Source organism: Aquimarina sp. KJ22-3, assembly GCF_055808215.1.
The window spans coordinates 4,487,837-4,505,820 of sequence record NZ_CM147859.1 but is presented as its reverse complement, the minus strand read 5'-3'; the positions used below and the strand labels follow the sequence as shown (position 1 = coordinate 4,505,820).

At 37.5% G+C, this 17,984-nt stretch carries 9 protein-coding genes and 1 pseudogene; 9 read left to right on the top strand and 1 reads right to left on the bottom strand.

Translation table 11 applies throughout. From position 1 onward, the window contains the following. The first annotated feature begins 14 nt into the window (after positions 1-14). The 5 genes and pseudogenes from AC0L3Q_RS20700 (at position 15) to AC0L3Q_RS20680 (ending at position 8,307) form a co-directional block, all read left to right on the top strand. Positions 15-4,103 carry a hypothetical protein gene (locus AC0L3Q_RS20700; protein WP_473282516.1) on the top strand — a complete coding sequence of 1,363 codons (4,089 nt, stop codon included), beginning with the start codon at positions 15-17 and terminating at the stop codon, positions 4,101-4,103. A 20-nt stretch (positions 4,104-4,123) separates the two neighbouring features. Beyond that, a pseudogene (locus AC0L3Q_RS20695) lies at positions 4,124-4,965 on the top strand (N-acetylmuramidase domain-containing protein). Continuing rightward, positions 4,943-6,298 (top strand): ATP-binding protein, encoded by a 1,356-nt coding sequence (locus AC0L3Q_RS20690; RefSeq protein ID WP_473282514.1) that lies wholly within the window; start codon positions 4,943-4,945, stop codon positions 6,296-6,298. The pseudogene AC0L3Q_RS20695 and the gene AC0L3Q_RS20690 overlap by 23 nt, the downstream one beginning before the upstream one ends. 103 nt (positions 6,299-6,401) lie before the next feature. Beyond that, on the top strand, positions 6,402-6,875 hold the full coding sequence (locus AC0L3Q_RS20685) for an RNA methyltransferase (protein ID WP_473282512.1): 474 nt from the start codon (positions 6,402-6,404) through the stop codon (positions 6,873-6,875). An 88-nt stretch (positions 6,876-6,963) separates the two neighbouring features. Next, the gene (locus AC0L3Q_RS20680; RefSeq protein ID WP_473282510.1) at positions 6,964-8,307 is read left to right on the top strand and encodes an alanine/glycine:cation symporter family protein; all 1,344 of its coding nucleotides are present in this window, start codon (positions 6,964-6,966) and stop codon (positions 8,305-8,307) included. Positions 8,308-8,313: 6 nt separating this feature from the next. Here the strand turns inward: AC0L3Q_RS20680 and AC0L3Q_RS20675 are convergent, their stop codons facing one another. Continuing rightward, complete coding sequence (locus AC0L3Q_RS20675; RefSeq protein ID WP_473282508.1) at positions 8,314-10,278, bottom strand: OmpA family protein; 1,965 nt, start codon at positions 10,276-10,278, stop codon at positions 8,314-8,316. Between the two features lie 274 nt (positions 10,279-10,552). Here AC0L3Q_RS20675 and era point away from each other — a divergent pair, with 274 nt between their 5' ends. The 4 genes from era (at position 10,553) to der (ending at position 17,870) form a co-directional block, all read left to right on the top strand. Then, the gene (gene era / locus AC0L3Q_RS20670) at positions 10,553-11,434 is read left to right on the top strand and encodes a GTPase Era (protein ID WP_473282506.1); all 882 of its coding nucleotides are present in this window, start codon (positions 10,553-10,555) and stop codon (positions 11,432-11,434) included. Between the two features lie 375 nt (positions 11,435-11,809). Then, positions 11,810-14,548 carry a collagen-binding domain-containing protein gene (locus AC0L3Q_RS20665; protein ID WP_473282504.1) on the top strand — a complete coding sequence of 913 codons (2,739 nt, stop codon included), beginning with the start codon at positions 11,810-11,812 and terminating at the stop codon, positions 14,546-14,548. A gap of 178 nt (positions 14,549-14,726) precedes the next feature. Continuing rightward, positions 14,727-16,253 (top strand): choice-of-anchor I family protein, encoded by a 1,527-nt coding sequence (locus AC0L3Q_RS20660; RefSeq protein ID WP_473282502.1) that lies wholly within the window; start codon positions 14,727-14,729, stop codon positions 16,251-16,253. 309 nt (positions 16,254-16,562) lie between these two features. Beyond that, positions 16,563-17,870: a ribosome biogenesis GTPase Der gene (der, locus tag AC0L3Q_RS20655; protein ID WP_473282500.1), complete on the top strand. Its 1,308-nt coding sequence runs from the start codon at positions 16,563-16,565 to the stop codon at positions 17,868-17,870. Positions 17,871-17,984: the final 114 nt, after the last annotated feature.

The following is a 17,984-nucleotide window of genomic DNA, read 5'->3' as shown; positions in this document are numbered from 1 at the left end:
AATAGACACAAATCATGATCACCAAGCTAGCAGAAATATCACCAGGCTTCAGAAGATTCTCTAAAAGTCAATTTTTGACAGAGAGTCATCTGAATCAAATTGTTGATCATTTTGACGATCAGATCCGGTTATCCAGAATTAATCTCAGCGGAGTAGGAGTCGTCTGTGGTTTCGATATCACGGGGGCTTCCAACGCAGTTACCATTACTCAGGGACTTGGGATTACTACAGATGGGGACTTACTGCATTTGTATAAGGATAGTGGAGCAAATAAAATCATTGATTTTCCTAGGATCACATATACGCATTATCGGAAATATGATAATAGTAAAGCCAATTATACACCATTTTTTTATGAAGATGATGTACAACTGGATTTATTCGAACTACTCCCGGTAAAAGAGGATAGCGAAACCTTTCCAATATCTCAGCTAGCAGTTAATGATGGAGCAGATTTTAGAGATATGGTGGTATTGATCTATCTAGAGCATTTCGAGAGAAATCTTAATCGCTGTAGCAGTCTAAGTTGTGATGGAGAAGGGATTGATGTGGTTGCCAACTACAAGATTTTGATGACCACCAAGGCCAATGCACAATATATCAATGGTCTGGATGCCACCATAAGCAGACCCAATTATAAAAATCTCTACTATCAGTTACCAGAGGTAATGGTTCCCAAGGTAATTCCAGTGATTGAAGATTTTCAAACTGCTCTTACGCTAATCAATTTGTTATTATCACCTTTTGAGAATACCCAATTGATTCAGGATTTAAAAACAGGTTTTGCTACTATTTTTCAAGTGTTGAAAGCACCAAGTCTTCAATCCAAGTTCGAAGCTAAAGTAGCGGAGTTGTTCGAATTCCCAGCAGAAGTAGTGCCCAACGATCTTCAATATCGTTATGATGTATTAAAAGATGTGGTGGAGACTTATAATGAAATCAAAAGATTATTGTTAGAACTTTCTCATAGTCAATGTGTCGCCAATCAGAATGATTTTCCTAAGCATTTGATGCTGGGAGAGATTTTTAAAGACGGGGAGGCATGCTACGAATGCAGGCATGGGTTTTATAAATCGGCTATCCATACTTCTGGAGCAGGGAACCGCTGTGGTGATTGTTCTGAAGAAGTGAGTAATGAAGAAATAAGTGTTTGTTTCGATACTCATAAAATCGAACAACGGCTATTCGGTTTGGTCTTACGTGCGGTACAGCAGCTTGAAAACTTCACTACGGATTATAAACTGATCAAAGTAACTCCCTCGATAACCAAAGGACACTTAGGTAAAAAAGCCATACCGTTCTATAATAAAGTAGATAAAACATTATTAAAACTTTGGGATTTTGATAAATCTTCAAAAGGCAGGGAGGGAGCAAATATTAGTTACCATACAAATTTAATCGACAATAAAATTCCTCTGGATATCTGCTTAGATAAAAACTTTTTCAGAATTGAAGGCCATCAAGGAAAACACTACAAAGAAGTTATAGAAAAGCTTAAAGATATAAAACGTAAAAAAGCAGTTAGCTTTAATATTGTAGCCTTGGGAGTTTCAAGTTTTGAAGTGTTGGAAGAAAATTATACTTCCTATTATATCAATAGACGTCAGGGTTTAGAACATAAAGCAGGAGTAACACCAAGAGGTACATTGGTGTTGGTGTTTTTAGAAGATACTCCAGCAATTGGAGATGGAGGAGAAGGAGAAACTGAATTAGAAGCCGTTTTCCAGCCGGTAATAGCCGATTTTATGGTTCCCTATCTATGTTGTGATGAGAGTGTATTAATGTTAGAATTGGCTATGGAAACCTTATGCTTTGGTAATGATACAGAACCTATCCCTTTCAAAGTAACTCCCAGAGATGGTTTTGTTACCGCACAAGTGCCTAGAGGTCTGAATGCTGGGATTATAAGGGATGAAAGAGGAGAATCCTTCTTTGATCCTAAATTGGTAAGCCCCGAGCTTATTGGTGTACCCATTCGATTTGAAGTAAATAATCAAGATACCGATGCGGTAATTACCATTCATAGAAAACCAGAACCGGTCGTTACTACAACGGTCGTATATGATAACCCTTTCAAAACAGAAGTTACGGTTACTTATAATGTATCCGGGCCTCATATCGACGAAATTGTTCGTTATGAATGGGATTTTGGAGAGGGTACCATTGCCGAAGTTTCGCCAGATGCGTCGGGGAATGTTGTTCGACAATATGATAATCTTCCGGAAACGGCACCCAATACAATTACACCTAGCTTAAAAGTAAATACAGAGTTTTGTGAAAATACGATAATCATTGACCCTATTACTTTTGAAGATCCAATAGTGATTGAGCTGGAATTAGATCGCAATGAACTTTGTGTAAATCCTGCGGATTGTGATATTCCTGTGCATATTGCATTACTGATTGATGAATCGGGATCGATAAGTGGTAATGAGATTACTGAAATTAAAAATGGATTGACAGTCTTTGTAGATGATCAGGAAGGCTCAGGTAACCTTATTACACTTTGTAATATGAATGTTGAAGATAATTTGTTGCCAACACGAATTATCGCAGAAACAGCAATAACCGCACAAACCAAAGGTCAATTTACCAATTGGATTACAAATTATAAAACAGATGGCTCTAATCTGAATTCTGCAGATTATTGGTCTAGTGCTCTTGGGTATTTAACAGGCCAGATTTCTTCGCCCAATCCAATTTCAGTTCCTTTGGATATTGTAATCATTATCACGGATGGATTACAGTCTAGAAATCTGGATGAACTGAGAAGTAGAATAAGCATAGTAGACGGGCTCACCCATATTTTCTACTATGCATTAAGTGATGGTTTTTATGCTAATGGAAATGGATTTGGGAATCTTGTTTCTACACTACCAATTTTACTCGGTAGACCACCGATTTTAAGTAATCCTGACTTCTCGGATATTGATAGTGCGGATTATTCTTCGTTCACCAACTTTACCCAATTAGGGCAGTTTTTAGGTAATCTGAAAAATATATTAGACAATACTATTGGTTGTATCGAGCGAATCAATATTACCCAACTTCAACCTGCAACAGGTCAGGTGACCACTTTGGGTATTGCACCTATCAATGGATTGCTAATTCAAGATCGAGTGATCACTGTAAACCCCAAAGAGTTCGACGCCTATGGGCAAGTGATAAGACTAGCAGTAGATGGATTTGATTCTGGAACAACGTTATTAGTAGGACGAGCACCAGAGTTTACCATTACCGTAAGACCAGAGGATATACAATACAATGAGGATAATTCTAAAGCGATAGTTACCTTTAATGTAACTGGAGATTATATCCCAGAACCGTTTGTCTTAAACTGGGATTTTGGGGATGGAAGTCCAGTTTTTAAAGGTTCGACCCTAACTCAAGAATATGAATATGAGGATCTTTCTGCATTAGAAAACAGATCTGTCATTGTAACACTAACCATCGAAGATCCAGCTTGTGGACCAGCATCCCAAGAGGTGCAGATCAATTTTGACCCTCCTGTAGAAGAGGTTTCCTTGACCGTTGGACCTAGAGTTTGTTTGGATTCTAGTGGAGAAACAGTCAATGAACTACCAGTCCCATTTGTGGTTACACCTACCGATGGAAAAGTAGCGGTAGTGAGAAGAGCGAATGGATTACGAGTGGGAACTAATCAATTGATATTGGTAGCAGGAACATTTAGAAGATATAACGAGCCTATAGAGTTTACTGTTAATGATCAGCCAGTATCGGCTACACTCACTGTTTTGAACAAACCGGTGTATCAAGCTAAATTTAGTCGTCTCAATAGACCACCACTAGGAGGAGAAGGAGATGTGATCATTACCGAAGGGCCAATCATTGATGGTTCACAACCCAATGCGTTCCCGATAACATTTACATTTGTTGCGGAAAACATAAGCGATGCAAATGATACAGATTTCAAATTTATTTGGGACTTTGGAGATGGCAGTTCTTTTGAAGGAAAGGAAATAGCACACCGTTATCGAGTACGAGATGTACGTATCAGGGTTACGGTAACGTTGACCATAGAAGGTAGTTTTTGTGAAATAGATCCAATACAATTAGAAATAGATCAAGTATTTTTAGGTTAGGATTTCAAATTATTAGATAGATGAGAACCATACGTTATAGATCTCAAGGAGAAGATGTACACCATTTGGAACAGATCCTAACTAAATTAGGATATACTGTGTTTGTTTCTAATTTTTTTGGAAAGGATACAGACCAAGCTGTAAAAGCTTTTCAGCTAAAAAACAATTTGGTTGTTGATGGGATCGTAGGTTTAAAAACATGGTCCAAACTCATTGAAGCTGAAAAGAACCTGGTGGCTTTTAATGATAAGTTTTTGTCGGAAAAAGATATTAAAGATTTTGCCAAGGATTTTGGTCTGGAACTGGCCATGGTAAAAGCGGTGAACGAAATAGAAAGCAGTGGTAAAGGTTTTTTATTGCACGGTCGACCAAGAATTTTGTTTGAAGGTCATATTTTTTGGAGAGAGTTAGAAAAAGAGGAGTTAATCCTGCTCAATATGTTTCTGAAAGAACCAAAAATGTGCTCTATAAAAAATGGACAAAAACGCACTACAAAGGAGGAGCGGGGGAGTACGATCGTCTGGAAAAGGCAGCTGGAATATCAGATAAAGCTGCTTTTCATGAAGCAGCGTATGCATCAGCTTCCTGGGGATCGTTTCAGATCATGGGTTTTCATTATAAACATCTGGGGTATGCATCTATAGATCATTTTGTTTCGGAGATGTACGAACATGAGCGAGAGCACCTGAAGGCATTTGGGAAGTTCATTTCAAAAACCAATTTCAAAGGAAAAAAATTGATCGATTGGGTAAAAGAGAAAAACTGGGCCAAATTTGCCGAAGGGTACAATGGGCCCGGGTACAAAAAGAATAAATACGATATCAAATTAAAGAATGCCTATGTCAAATATAGTAATGCCTGATACTCGCTATACGTCAGAAGTACAATCACTATTTCTGTATTTAGAACAATATATACGGTATCGCTTACATATTGAGCTCAAAAAAGAGGTAATGCCAGCACCTCAATTTCAGTTGACAGGAAATCAATCTCCATTGTCAAGATTTATCAAAGATAATCAGTTGTCTGAAGTTGATACGGTATTGCTGTTACTAGCACTTACTCCTCATTTTACACCTTCTTTGCTAAATACAATTATCTCTTCTTATTTTCCTAACGGGAACGAGTTTGTTGACTTTGGTGGGGTAAAAGGAAAATTTCATCGTGGTATCATCCCAACTGGCGAAACTGCGTTATATATATTGGCTGGGAATCATTTAGAGGAAAGAGCAACACTAATCGATTATCTGAATACAGGTTCTGGATTGTTTAGAGAACAGATTCTATATGTTGATGATGTTCCCAAAGGAGAGCCAAAAATGAGTGGTAAATTACTGATAGACGAAGAATTTTCATCATTTCTAACCACAGGGAGAATACAACGACCAAAGTTGAGTCAAAAATTTCCTGCCAGATTGATCAATACCGATTTGGTATGGGATGATCTTGTGCTTCAGGAAAAAACAATGCAACAGATTCAGGAAATTGAAATATGGCTGAAGCACAATGATGTGTTGATGAATGATTGGAAGATGGGTAATAAAATAAAACCGGGGTATCGTGTCTTGTTTTACGGATCACCCGGTACCGGAAAAACACTTACAGCTAGTCTGCTGGGAAAATACACCAAGAGAGATGTTTATCGTATAGATTTATCTATGGTGATTTCAAAATATATCGGTGAAACCGAAAAAAATCTATCTTCATTATTTGATAAAGCCGCAAATAAAGATTGGATTCTTTTCTTTGATGAAGCTGATTCTATCTTCGGAAAAAGAACTAATGTAAGAGATGCTCATGATAAATATGCCAATCAGGAAGTCTCCTATCTTCTACAACGCATTGAAGCACATCCAGGCTTAGTGATTTTAGCATCCAATTTCAAAACCAATATTGATTCGGCCTTTACCCGAAGGTTTCAGACCATGATCGAATTTCAAGTGCCTGGACCAGAGGAAAGACTCCAACTCTGGCAAAGAATACTGCCAGAAGAGATCGGCTTGGAGAGCACCATTTCTCTAGAAGAAATATCCCGTAAATATGCCATTACAGGAGCTAATATTGTAAATGTAGTGCAATACGCATGCCTCAAAACCATTGCCTCAGGTAAGAAAGAACTTCAACTCAATTATCTTTTGGAAGGCTTGAAAAAAGAATACAATAAAGAAGGGAAAACGATAAAGATCAATATCTAAATCCATTGGTAGTATGCTCATTTTTCGAACAATAAATTGTTTTACTAATATTGTTTAGAACGGTATTGTGTGAGAATCCCTTGATCTTTTATAATTTTACCTCATGATAGATAATTTTGAAAATGAGTTTTTCGGAATAGGGATTCAGAATGGGAAAACTCCAGAAAATTTGGGTGTACTATGGAGATCTGCTCAAAACATGGGAGCTAGTTTTATTTTTACCATAGGGAATAGATATGCTAAGCAAGCCAGTGATACCCACAATGCTGTAAAAGCTATGCCTTATTTTCATTATGACACCTTCGAAGATTTTTACAAACATCTACCCAAAGGAGCGATGTTGGTGGGCGTAGAATTAACAGAAGAAGCAGTACCTTTAGAAACCTTTAATCATCCTAAAAGATGTGTGTATTTATTAGGTGCTGAAGATCATGGCCTATCAAAAAAAGCTATCGAAAAATCTCAGTTTCTAGTAAAGTTTAGATCAGAATTAAGTATTAACGTTGCTGTTGCAGGAAGTATCATTATGTATGATCGGGGTATCGATAAGCCGCGATTTATACGTGCTGCAAAATGATTAGAAGTAGTACTAAATGTGAGTTTTAGATTGTTTGCAATAGTTCGTTTTCATTTTTTGTCACTACATTTATAGGAATTCTATAGATATGTTTAAAATTCTTGAAGGCCTGGTGGCAAAGTTCAGTTCTTGGGTTTGGGATTGGCCTTTATTAATATTACTCATTGGTGGGGGAATATTTTTCCTGATCTATTCAAGGTTTACGCCTTTCCTTTATTTTAAGCATGCCATCGATATTCTTCGAGGACGATATGATGATCAAAACACACCAGGACAGCTGAGTCACTTTCAGGCGTTGTCTTCTGCCATAGCTGCAACTGTGGGGATGGGAAATATAAGTGGAGTTGCAGTTGCCATTGCAACGGGTGGTCCAGGGGCTGTTTTCTGGATGTGGATCAGCGCTTTGATAGGGATGGCTACCAAATTTTATACATGTTCTCTAGCGGTAATGTATCGATCCAAAGATGAAAAGGGGAACGTACTTAGCGGACCCATGTATGTAATTACCGAAGGATTGGGAGCAAACTGGAAACCTTTAGCTATTTTGTTCGCATTAGCAGGTCTTATTGGTACCTTACCTGCGTTTACAGCAAATCAGCTTACACAAACATTAATTGATGTATGGGATTGGGAAGAAGAATACAAATGGCATATTGGATTTGCATTGGCGGGACTGGCATCTGTAGTCATTCTAGGGGGTATACAGCGTATAGGGGTTGTAGCCAGTAGATTAGTACCACTTATGGTAGGGTTATATTTTGTTACCGTCATCACTATTTTGGTGATACAATTTGACGTAGTGCCTGATATGTTTATGATGATTCTTACAGATGCATTTTCGGGAAGAGCAGCTGCCGGAGGAGCTTTAGGGTATCTGATAAAGACAGGAATAAAAAGAGGAGCTTTTTCTAACGAGGCAGGGATAGGAACCGCTCCAATGATGCATGGTACCGCAAAAACCAATGAACCTATTCGAGAAGGTTTGGTGGCTATGATTGGACCTGCAATTGATACGTTATTGGTTTGTACCTTGACTGCATTGGCGATACTCTCTACAGGGGTTTGGCAGCATAGTGATAAGAATGGGATATCCTTAACTTTGTCTGCTTTTAATAAGGTGCTACCCTACGGAATAGGAGATGGTGTAGTTGTAATTATGGTACTCGTTTTTGCACTTTCGACCTTGTTCTCATATTCCTATTACGGGACTAACTGTTTAGGGTTTTTGACAAAGCCTAAATACGGGAAATTCTATAACTATATTTACCTAGGTTCTATAGTAATTGCTGCAGTAGTTAAGATTGATTTTGCAATTAACTTAATAGACAGTGCTTTTGCACTTATGGCGATTCCTACTGTATTATCCGGCTTAATTTTGGCTCCTAGAGTGAATAAGTCGGCAAGAATGTATTTTGAAAAATTAAAGAAGTGATAGTGTTTATTTGATGACTATAAACTCACTTCTTCTGTTTTCCTGATGTTCTTCTTCGGTACAAGGTACATCGTCTGTGCAGTCGTTGATGAGTCTTCGCTCTCCATAGGCTTTTCCTCTCACTCTTCTCCAATTGATTAAACCATTAGTTATGATGTATTTTGTGGTAGCACGCATGCGTTTTACACTTAGTTTTTTGTTGTACCAGTAACTTGACCTACTATCTGTGTGAGAGCGAACTTCAATTTTTAACTCTGGATACTTCTGCAACGCAGAAATTACTTTTTGAAGTTCTACTTCGGCCTGTGGGGTTATGGTGGCATCGTCTAATCCAAAGTAAATAGATTCTAACTGTAGTATTTTTCCCAGATCATCCCCAACATTTACGGCTACCGACGTGAGCAGTAATTCAGGTTGCTGTTCTGGAGTAAGTGGAACAGGAACATCATGTAAAAACTCGTAAGTATCGTCGGAAGTGACAGGAATATCTTTAGGAATGAAAAAGTCCTTGGCTACATGCACGGTATATTGTTTTTCGCATTCGATATCAAAGGTGTATTGCCCCACACTATTTGTGGTAGTTTCAGTAATTGTATTTCCCGTTGCGTCAAGCAAAGCAAGGGTAACCCCAGGCATACTTTCGTTGGTTGCAGTATTACTCACAATACCTTGTATGTATTGCTTGCAAGTGGTAATAAGCTCTTCGGTTTGTTTAAAACTATAAATATCATCATTACCTTTTCCTCCTCTTCGATTGCTTGCAAAATATCCGATTTTTGTTTCTTCATTGAGTACAAAAGTAAAATCGTCTTTAGAACTGTTTACTGGTCTTCCCACATTAAAAGCCCCAGAAAAACCAGATTCTGAGGGTACTGCTACAAAAATGTCTAACCCTCCCAGGCCTACATGACCATCGCTGGCAAAATACAGTCTTCCACTGTCACTGATATAAGGAAAAGTTTCCCGTCCTTCGGTATTAATTTTGGGCCCAAGATTTTTTGGGTTTCCGTATTTCTGATTCCCCAAAATATCCACTACATAAAGATCTGATTGCCCCAAAGTACCTGGCATGTCACTGGCAAAATATAACTTTTTACCATCCGCACTTAGCGCGGGATGAGACACCGAATAGTTATCACTAGAAAATGGAAGCTCAATGATGTTTGTCCATTTCCCATCAATTAAAGAAGCTCTGTATATTTTGAGCAGTACCACCCCTTTTCTACTTTTTCCCAATTTATTATTGGTGAAGTTGTTTCTGGAGAAATAAACAGTTTTCCCGTCTTTGCTAAATGAAGAAGAAGATTCATGAAATTTTGTGTTGATTTTACCTTTTAATTTCACCGGTTTTTGCAAGTTGATCTGATCTTCTTGTATCGTTGCCGAGTATAAATCTAGGAAAGGTGTTTTGGTCCAGGCATGGATCTTGGAATCTTTGGTTTCCTTACTTCTGGAGGAGGCAAAAACAACTTGATTGTTATGATTAAAACTAGGCGCGTATTCAGAGTTTCGTGTATTGATATTTAATGTAAAGAGATCATATTTCCCAGATTGCATTTCTATGAAATCCAGATAATTTCTTTTATTGATAAAGGACTTTGCTCTTTTATCTCCTCCTGTGAGTTGATAAAATTGATCCATCATTTCATCTGCTTCTGCATAACGTTCTACGCTTTTTAAACTTTGTGCGTATCGAAAAAGATATTCGGGATCAATGTTTTCGGGGTAAGTACTGATTAATTTTTCATACCATTCTAGAGACTCTTCAAGATCTGCTGTAAAGTAGAACGAGTCGGCCAATTTTTGATATAGCAATTGAGATGCGTATCCCTTTTGTGCAACGTCTAGATATATAGCTCGGGCATCGATATAAGCAAATGCATCAAAACGTTCGTCGGCCTTTTCGATCAATTTATCATCGCCTTGTGCATAAAATAGTAACGGAATTAGAAAGAGAGTCCCTATCGTCACAAGTTTTTTGCTTGTAAAAATCGATAAGCTTTGTATTGCGCAATTTTTCAAAGTATCCCAGTATTTTGTTTCTAAAACTAGTTTTCACGGGGTTTTTGAAAACATACTGATATTAAAATTATAAAAAAATGAAGTAAAAATTAACATATTGCTAATTACTTGCTAACGATTTTCAGAATAAAAATGTTAACAAATAGCCACTGCTTAACATTGTGAGAGTAGAATTATACTATTGATAAATATTCATATACCTTTGTCAAAAATTAATTTTAGCATGGCGCATAAGGCGGGATTTGTAAATATTATTGGTAATCCTAATGTAGGTAAATCCACATTGATGAATGCTTTTGTAGGAGAAAAGTTATCGATCATAACTTCTAAAGCACAGACGACAAGACATAGAATCTTGGGAATAGTAAACGGAGATGATTTTCAGGCTATTTTGTCAGATACGCCTGGTATTATCAAACCAGCTTACGAATTGCAAGAATCCATGATGGATTTTGTGAAATCTGCCTTCGAGGATGCGGATGTGTTGATCTATATGGTTGAAATAGGAGAAAAAGAACTCAAGGATGAAGCTTTTTTTAAAAAAATAACCCATGCAAAGATTCCGGTCTTATTACTGATTAATAAAATAGATCGATCTGATCAGGAAAAATTAGAAGAGCAGGTTGCATTTTGGTCGCAAAAAGTTCCTAATGCAGAAATATATCCCATATCGGCCTTAGAAAATTTTAATGTAAAAGAGGTGTTTGATCGATTGGTAGCCTTATTACCAGAATCTCCTCCTTTTTATCCCAAAGATCAGTTGACCGACAAACCCGAACGTTTCTTCGTGAATGAAACTATACGAGAGAAAATTCTTCTACATTACAAAAAGGAAATTCCGTATGCCGTCGAGGTAGAAACAGAAGAGTTTTTTGAGGATGATGATATCATCAGAATCCGATCTGTAATCATGGTAGAAAGAGATTCACAGAAAGGAATTATTATTGGTCATAAAGGTAGTGCACTAAAAAGAGTTGGGGTAGAATCCAGAAAAGAATTGGAAAAGTTTTTTGGTAAGAAAATTCATATTGAATTGTATGTAAAAATCAATAAAAATTGGCGTAGTAACCAAAATCAACTAAAGCGTTTTGGGTACAATAGGTGATTGTAATCTGTTGGTTTTTATAGAATTGAATAAAAATTTGTAAGTTAAATACTACTTAAAAATGCTTTAATTTGCTTTTAAAAGTAGAAAAAAGTGTTTTTAACGTTTTTTGGTTGTGATAGTGTTGACATTCAATCGGTAATGCATAAATTAGCTGTCCAAATTTACACTAAAGCCCCAAAATATGAAACGTGAACACTTCTTCAATAGGACCTGTCAGCTAGTTAAACAGATATTCTTTTTGTAGCAATAAAAATAACCCTTGCGTAAAGTCTGGGATGATTGTATTGTGGTCTTAACGAACTTCTTTTCAGAATAACAAACCCAAAAATAAACTAACGATTCAAATTTTTGAATGTATAAACACAACTACCAATGTCAAAAATTACAAGAACACTTAACGGATATAGTAAGAGAGCATTTTCTTATATGTGCTTTAGTAGCTTACTGATGATCTTTATTCTTTTTTCTGGATTCAATACTCTGGATGCTGGTAAAAAAGGAAAAAACACCCCTGATCCAGATACGAATTGCCAGAATGCGATACATGCTAGTCTTGGATTTAATGCCTTTGTAAGAAATGAAACTCATGTAAAAGGAGGAGATACAGAGGGGCCTATCGCACTAGGAGGTGATTTAACAATGAAAGGTATTATTACTTTAGCCGCACATACGGGAGGTGAAAATTATTTTAATGGAGATAGCGAACCTTCTTCTTTGATCGTAGGAGGTGTAATTCACTACGAATCCGGAGAAGGAATTCATTTGAATCACGGATATGCAAAGGTTGGAAACCTTAATGGTTCTTCAGTTCATGATGTAGATCTTAATAACGCTTCGGTAAACACCCGAATCACATCTGGGAGTTACGATGCTAAACCTAGAATTCAGGTACAAAGGAAGCAGAACGGAGTTACTGTTGGAAAAAGTAATCTTATAGATTTTGCAGGAGCTTTCGAAAGTTTCAAGACCAAATCAACTTCTTGGAGCACGTTACAGGCTACTGTTACAGTGACTTCGGACTACAAAATTACACTTGCTGCCAATCAGGTAAATGTTTTAAATCTTTCAGCAAATGAGCTTTTGGGATTGCCCTACATGACTTTCGAAAATGCTCCAAATGCAACAACTCCATTGGTAATCAATGTAGATGCTCCATCAGATTTTGAATGGACAGTGTTTAATATGAACAATATTGGCGATCAGCATGGGCGCTTTATTCTTTGGAATTTTTACAACGCGAGAAAGGTAACCTTGAACGGAGGAGGAACTTTGGTAGGGACCTTATTTGCTCCAGAGGCAGATGTTATAAAAAACTCTTCAGGAAATATTAACGGGCAAGTGATTGCCAATAACTATTATCACAATCAAGGAGAGTTACATCACCACCCTTTTGAACCATGTATTGATCCGGAAACCCCAAACTGTTTGCTTGCAGTAGATGCAGGAGAGGATGTGTCAGTTTGTGGAGTTGACGAAGTTGTGCTTTCAGCCTCTGTTTCAAATCCTTCTACCTGTAATGACTGTACAGGAACATACGAAATAGAAAATACTGCTAGATGTGGAAAAAACTTCGAGTATGTATTATGGCTAAAAGATGATGGGAACAACATTGTAAAAAGATATAGTAATATCGATCTCAAATGGGAGGAGTTAGATAACGGAACAGCAACCTTAAAAGGATCTGTTGCTGATAATGATGATGCTCAAGTGACTTTGATAGTAGATGTAACCTATTCTGGAAGAACAACCAGTACTCCTGCAGGAAGCCCAAAAGATCATTTTTGTAATACAGAAAATACAGATGGATGGATTTATTATACCGAAGTAACAGGAACAATATCAAATACAGATGGTTCCTGGTCTTTTGATATTTCTAGAATGGGACCAGCTTTTCAGTTAGGGAATGGTGCAAACGTTACCGAAGAGGAGTTCGGAAGATACGGAGCCTCAGGATGGTTTAATACTACAGACAGTGATTTTAATAGAGGAGATTTTAACATCAACATTGGGGATTGTATTACTTCTGGGAATAACGAAGTTACCTATTTGTGGTCAACAGGGGAAACAACACCAACGATATCAGTTACAGAATCTGGATCCTATACAGTTACTGTAAAAGACTGTGCAGACTGCGAGGCTACCGATGAGGTTTCTGTAACTTTTGGGGATTCGCCAGTAGTAAGTGCGGGAGATGATCAAACCATTTGTACTGGTGAAGAGGTGACTCTTACCGCCACCGAGGGTGATACATATGAATGGTCTAATGGTGAGACTACACGATCGATTACAGTGGCTCCGGGAGTAACAACAATGTACTCGGTGACAGTGAATACTGGGGATTGTTCGGGTACGGATAACGTAAAAGTAATAGTAGAAGATTATGAGGTAACTATAGAAGGTAATCAGTCTATCTGTTTGGGAGATACCATTACACTAACGGCTAGTGAAGGTGACACCTACGAATGGTCGACGGGTGAGACTACCCAGTCTATCACGGTATCGCCAACTACGGATATCAATTATTCGGTTACGGCAACCAAAGGAAATTGTACCGCTACCGATGAAATTTTTGTGGCGGTTAATATATTGGAAGTTTCTGCCGGAGAAGATCAGGTAATTTGTACCGATGGAGGAGGTACTACAAGTTTTGCAAAAAATGCAGTAACACTTACCGCTTCTCCAGGTGAAACTTATCTTTGGTCCACGGGAGAAACAACAAGATCTATTACGGTTGCTCCTACGGTAACTACAAGTTATTTTGTTACCGTTACATTAGCAGCATGTGAGGGTACTGCTGAGGTAGCTGTGATAGTTAAGACCTGTGGTGGCGGAGACACTGCTAGAATAGCCAGTGTATTCCCTACTCTATTGAAGCCTACAGATGATCTTAAGGTAAACCTTTCCTTAGAACAAAGTCAATTCGTAAGAGTATCTGTATATAACTTATCAGGAAGAGCAATGGGGCCAGTAATCACCAAAAACATGACAGCAGGAGAAGCAACTATGGAGGTGAGTCTTACCGATTTTCCAAAATTATCGTCAGGTATTTATATGATTAGTATTAAAGGAGATAATGGATTTAATATGGTGAAACGATTTGTCGTAGACTAATATATCTAGGGAAACTAAACCCATAAAAGATAGGGCCCGCTATTAAAGCGGGCCTTTTTTTGTTACAAAAAGGTAATATTAGATCAAAGATGACTTGATGTTATTTAGCTTTTGGATAACATTAAAGAAATATTAGATACTAACATTTGAGGTTTTAATCACACAAAACGTATCGACAATGAAACTTTTTAACAAATCATTTCTTTTTGCAGCCATCACTATGGGAGTTTTAAGTTCCTGTGACCTTGATGATTTTCAAGGTGGGGGCGGCTCTCAAAATCTTAGTTTTACAAAAATAGGAGGCTTTAGTAATGGTAGTGGCGACGAAGGATTTGCCGAGATCTCAGCATTCGACGCTCGCACTGGAAAATTATTTATAGTAAACCCCAACGAAGCAGAACTTTCTGTTTGGGATATTACAAACCCTTCCACACCTGTAAAAGGAGCCAGCATAGCACTTTCGGGAATACCTAATAGTGTTGCGGTTCATAATGGAGTGGTAGCAGTAGCTTTAGAAAACGCAGCAAACAAGCAAGCAAATGGGGTTGTTGCTACGTATGATTCAGATTCTCAGCAATTACTAAATACATATCCTGCCGGACCTCTTCCAGATATGGTAACCTTTAGCCCTAATGGGAAGTTTATAGTGGCTGCAAACGAGGGAGAACCGGATGATTTATATGCTAATGATCCAGAAGGGTCTATCACTATTATTAACGCGCTTACAGACGAAGTTTTTAATGTAGGTTTCAATGCATTTAACAGTGCTAGTGCTGGAGATAATTTCAGAGTATTTGGACCAGGAGCTACATTTGCACAAGACGTAGAGCCAGAGTATATCGCGATATCCAAAGATTCGAGAACAGCGTATGTTACCTTACAAGAAAATAACGGAATTGCTATCGTTGATCTGAATTCAAAATCGATTAGAGATATTGTAGGTTTAGGAGTTAAAAATTATGCCCTTCCTGAAAATCAGATCGATGCAAGTGATAGAGATGACATTGTTGGGAATTTCCAGAATTGGCCAGTATATGGTTTCTATCATCCAGATGCGATAACCTATACGAATATTAGAGGAGCTGGGTTTTTAATAACAGCAAACGAAGGTGATGCCAGAGATTATGATGGTTATTCTGAGGAGGAAAGAGTAAAAGACCTTGTTCTTGATCCAACCGTTTTTCCTAATGCAGACGTATTACAGTTGGATGAAAATCTAGGAAGATTAAAAACAACTACAGCAAATGGTGATACCGATGGAGATGGGGATTTTGATGAGATTTATGCCTATGGTGGAAGATCTTTCAGTATTTGGTCTACTTCAGGGTCACTAATTTTTGATAGTGGAGATCAGATCGGAAAAACTGTTTTTGATATCGACCCAAGTGCTTTTAATAATAACGAAGGAAGCGAAGCTGATACAAGATCTGATGACAAAGGAGCAGAACCTGAAGCCGTAGTAACCCTTAGAGTGGGGAATAGAACGTTATTATTTGTTGGGTTAGAACGTACGGGAGGAGTAATGGTATATGATATGTCAAATCCTTATAATCCAAGATTTATCGAGTGGCTTAGAGATGCAAATGACATTAGTCCAGAAGGATTAATTGTAGTGAAGGCATCAGATAGTCCCACAGGAAAAGATCTTTTGATAGCGACTCATGAAGTTTCAAATACCATTGCGATCTACGAAATCAGTAAATAGTTGTGTTGTTAAATTCAAAAAAGTTAGGTTAAGTTATTGTTTTTAAAATAGTTAAATGTTATGTTAAATTACTTCCATAAAAACTTTGTTGTTTTACAGTAACCGACTTCACTACAATACATGCTATCTTTGAAGTAAGTAATTATTTCACTGACTGACTATCAATTATGAAAAGTTCCATAGGCCTTAACGCAGGCCGTGGGGCTTTTTATTTTTTACAAACTTCACTTCATTTTTAATCTATTACAAATCCTATGGCCTGCTAAAATAAAAAGTCTAATTTTGCACAAAATTTAGAAAGATCTCGAAATGAGTAATATTGTAGCAATTGTAGGGAGACCTAATGTAGGAAAATCAACTTTTTTTAATCGTTTGATAAAAAGAAGAGAAGCTATTGTAGATGCTGTAAGTGGTGTGACACGAGATCGCCATTACGGTAAGAGTGATTGGAACGGGGTTGAGTTTTCTCTCATAGATACAGGAGGATATGTGCTAGGTAGCGATGATATTTTTGAAGCAGAGATAGATAAGCAAGTTGAATTGGCTATCGATGAGGCTGATGCGATTATCTTTATCGTTGATGTAGAAACTGGAGTTACCGGAATGGATGAGGATGTGGCTAAATTGCTGCGAAAAGTAGACAAACCTGTGTTTCTTGCCGTAAATAAAGTAGATAATGCTAAGAGGGCTGCAGATGCAGTAGAGTTTTATAGTTTAGGATTAGGAGAATACTACACGATTGCAAGTATCAATGGAAGTGGTACAGGAGAACTTTTGGATGCCTTGGTAGAAGCATTACCCGAGAAAGAAGAAGATGAAGAAGATGAGCTACCAAGATTTGCAGTAGTGGGGAGACCTAATGCAGGAAAATCATCATTCATCAATGCGCTGATTGGTGAAGATCGTTATATCGTGACAGACATAGCGGGGACCACAAGAGATGCTATCGATACCAAATATAATCGTTTTGGTTTCGAGTTTAATCTTGTAGATACGGCAGGGATAAGGCGTAAATCAAAAGTGAAAGAAGATCTGGAATTTTACTCAGTAATGCGATCGGTAAGAGCCATAGAGCATTGTGATGTATGTTTGTTGGTTTTGGATGCCACCAGAGGTTTTGATGGGCAAGTGCAAAATATTTTTTGGCTGGCAGAACGCAATAGAAAGGGAGTGGTTATTTTGGTGAACAAATGGGATCTTATCGAAAATAAGGAAAGCAATACGCTCAAAGATTTCGAAAAGTACATCAGAAAAGAAATAGAGCCTTTTACTGATGTACCGATTGTTTTTATTTCTGCATTGACCAAGCAACGTATCTATAAGGCCATAGAAACTGCTGTTGAGGTTTATAAAAATAGATCTAAGAAAATCAAGACTAGTGAACTTAATGATGTATTGTTGCCAATTATAGAAAATAATCCACCTCCTGCATACAAAGGAAAATATATCAAGATCAAATACATCACGCAATTACCTACTCCGCAACCACAGTTTGCATTCTTTTGTAATTTACCACAATATATCAGAGATCCTTACAAGCGATTTATTGAGAACCAATTGCGTAAGGAATTTGATTTTCATGGGGTGCCTGTTTCGGTATATTTCAGGAAGAAGTAACAATTTGTACTCGTAACAAGAGTAAGAGATAAAAAACAGCCTCTCTCCAATGAAGACAAGGCTGTTTTGAATTGTAGTATAAGACTTAGTTGTTTTTGTATTTATATAAGTCTA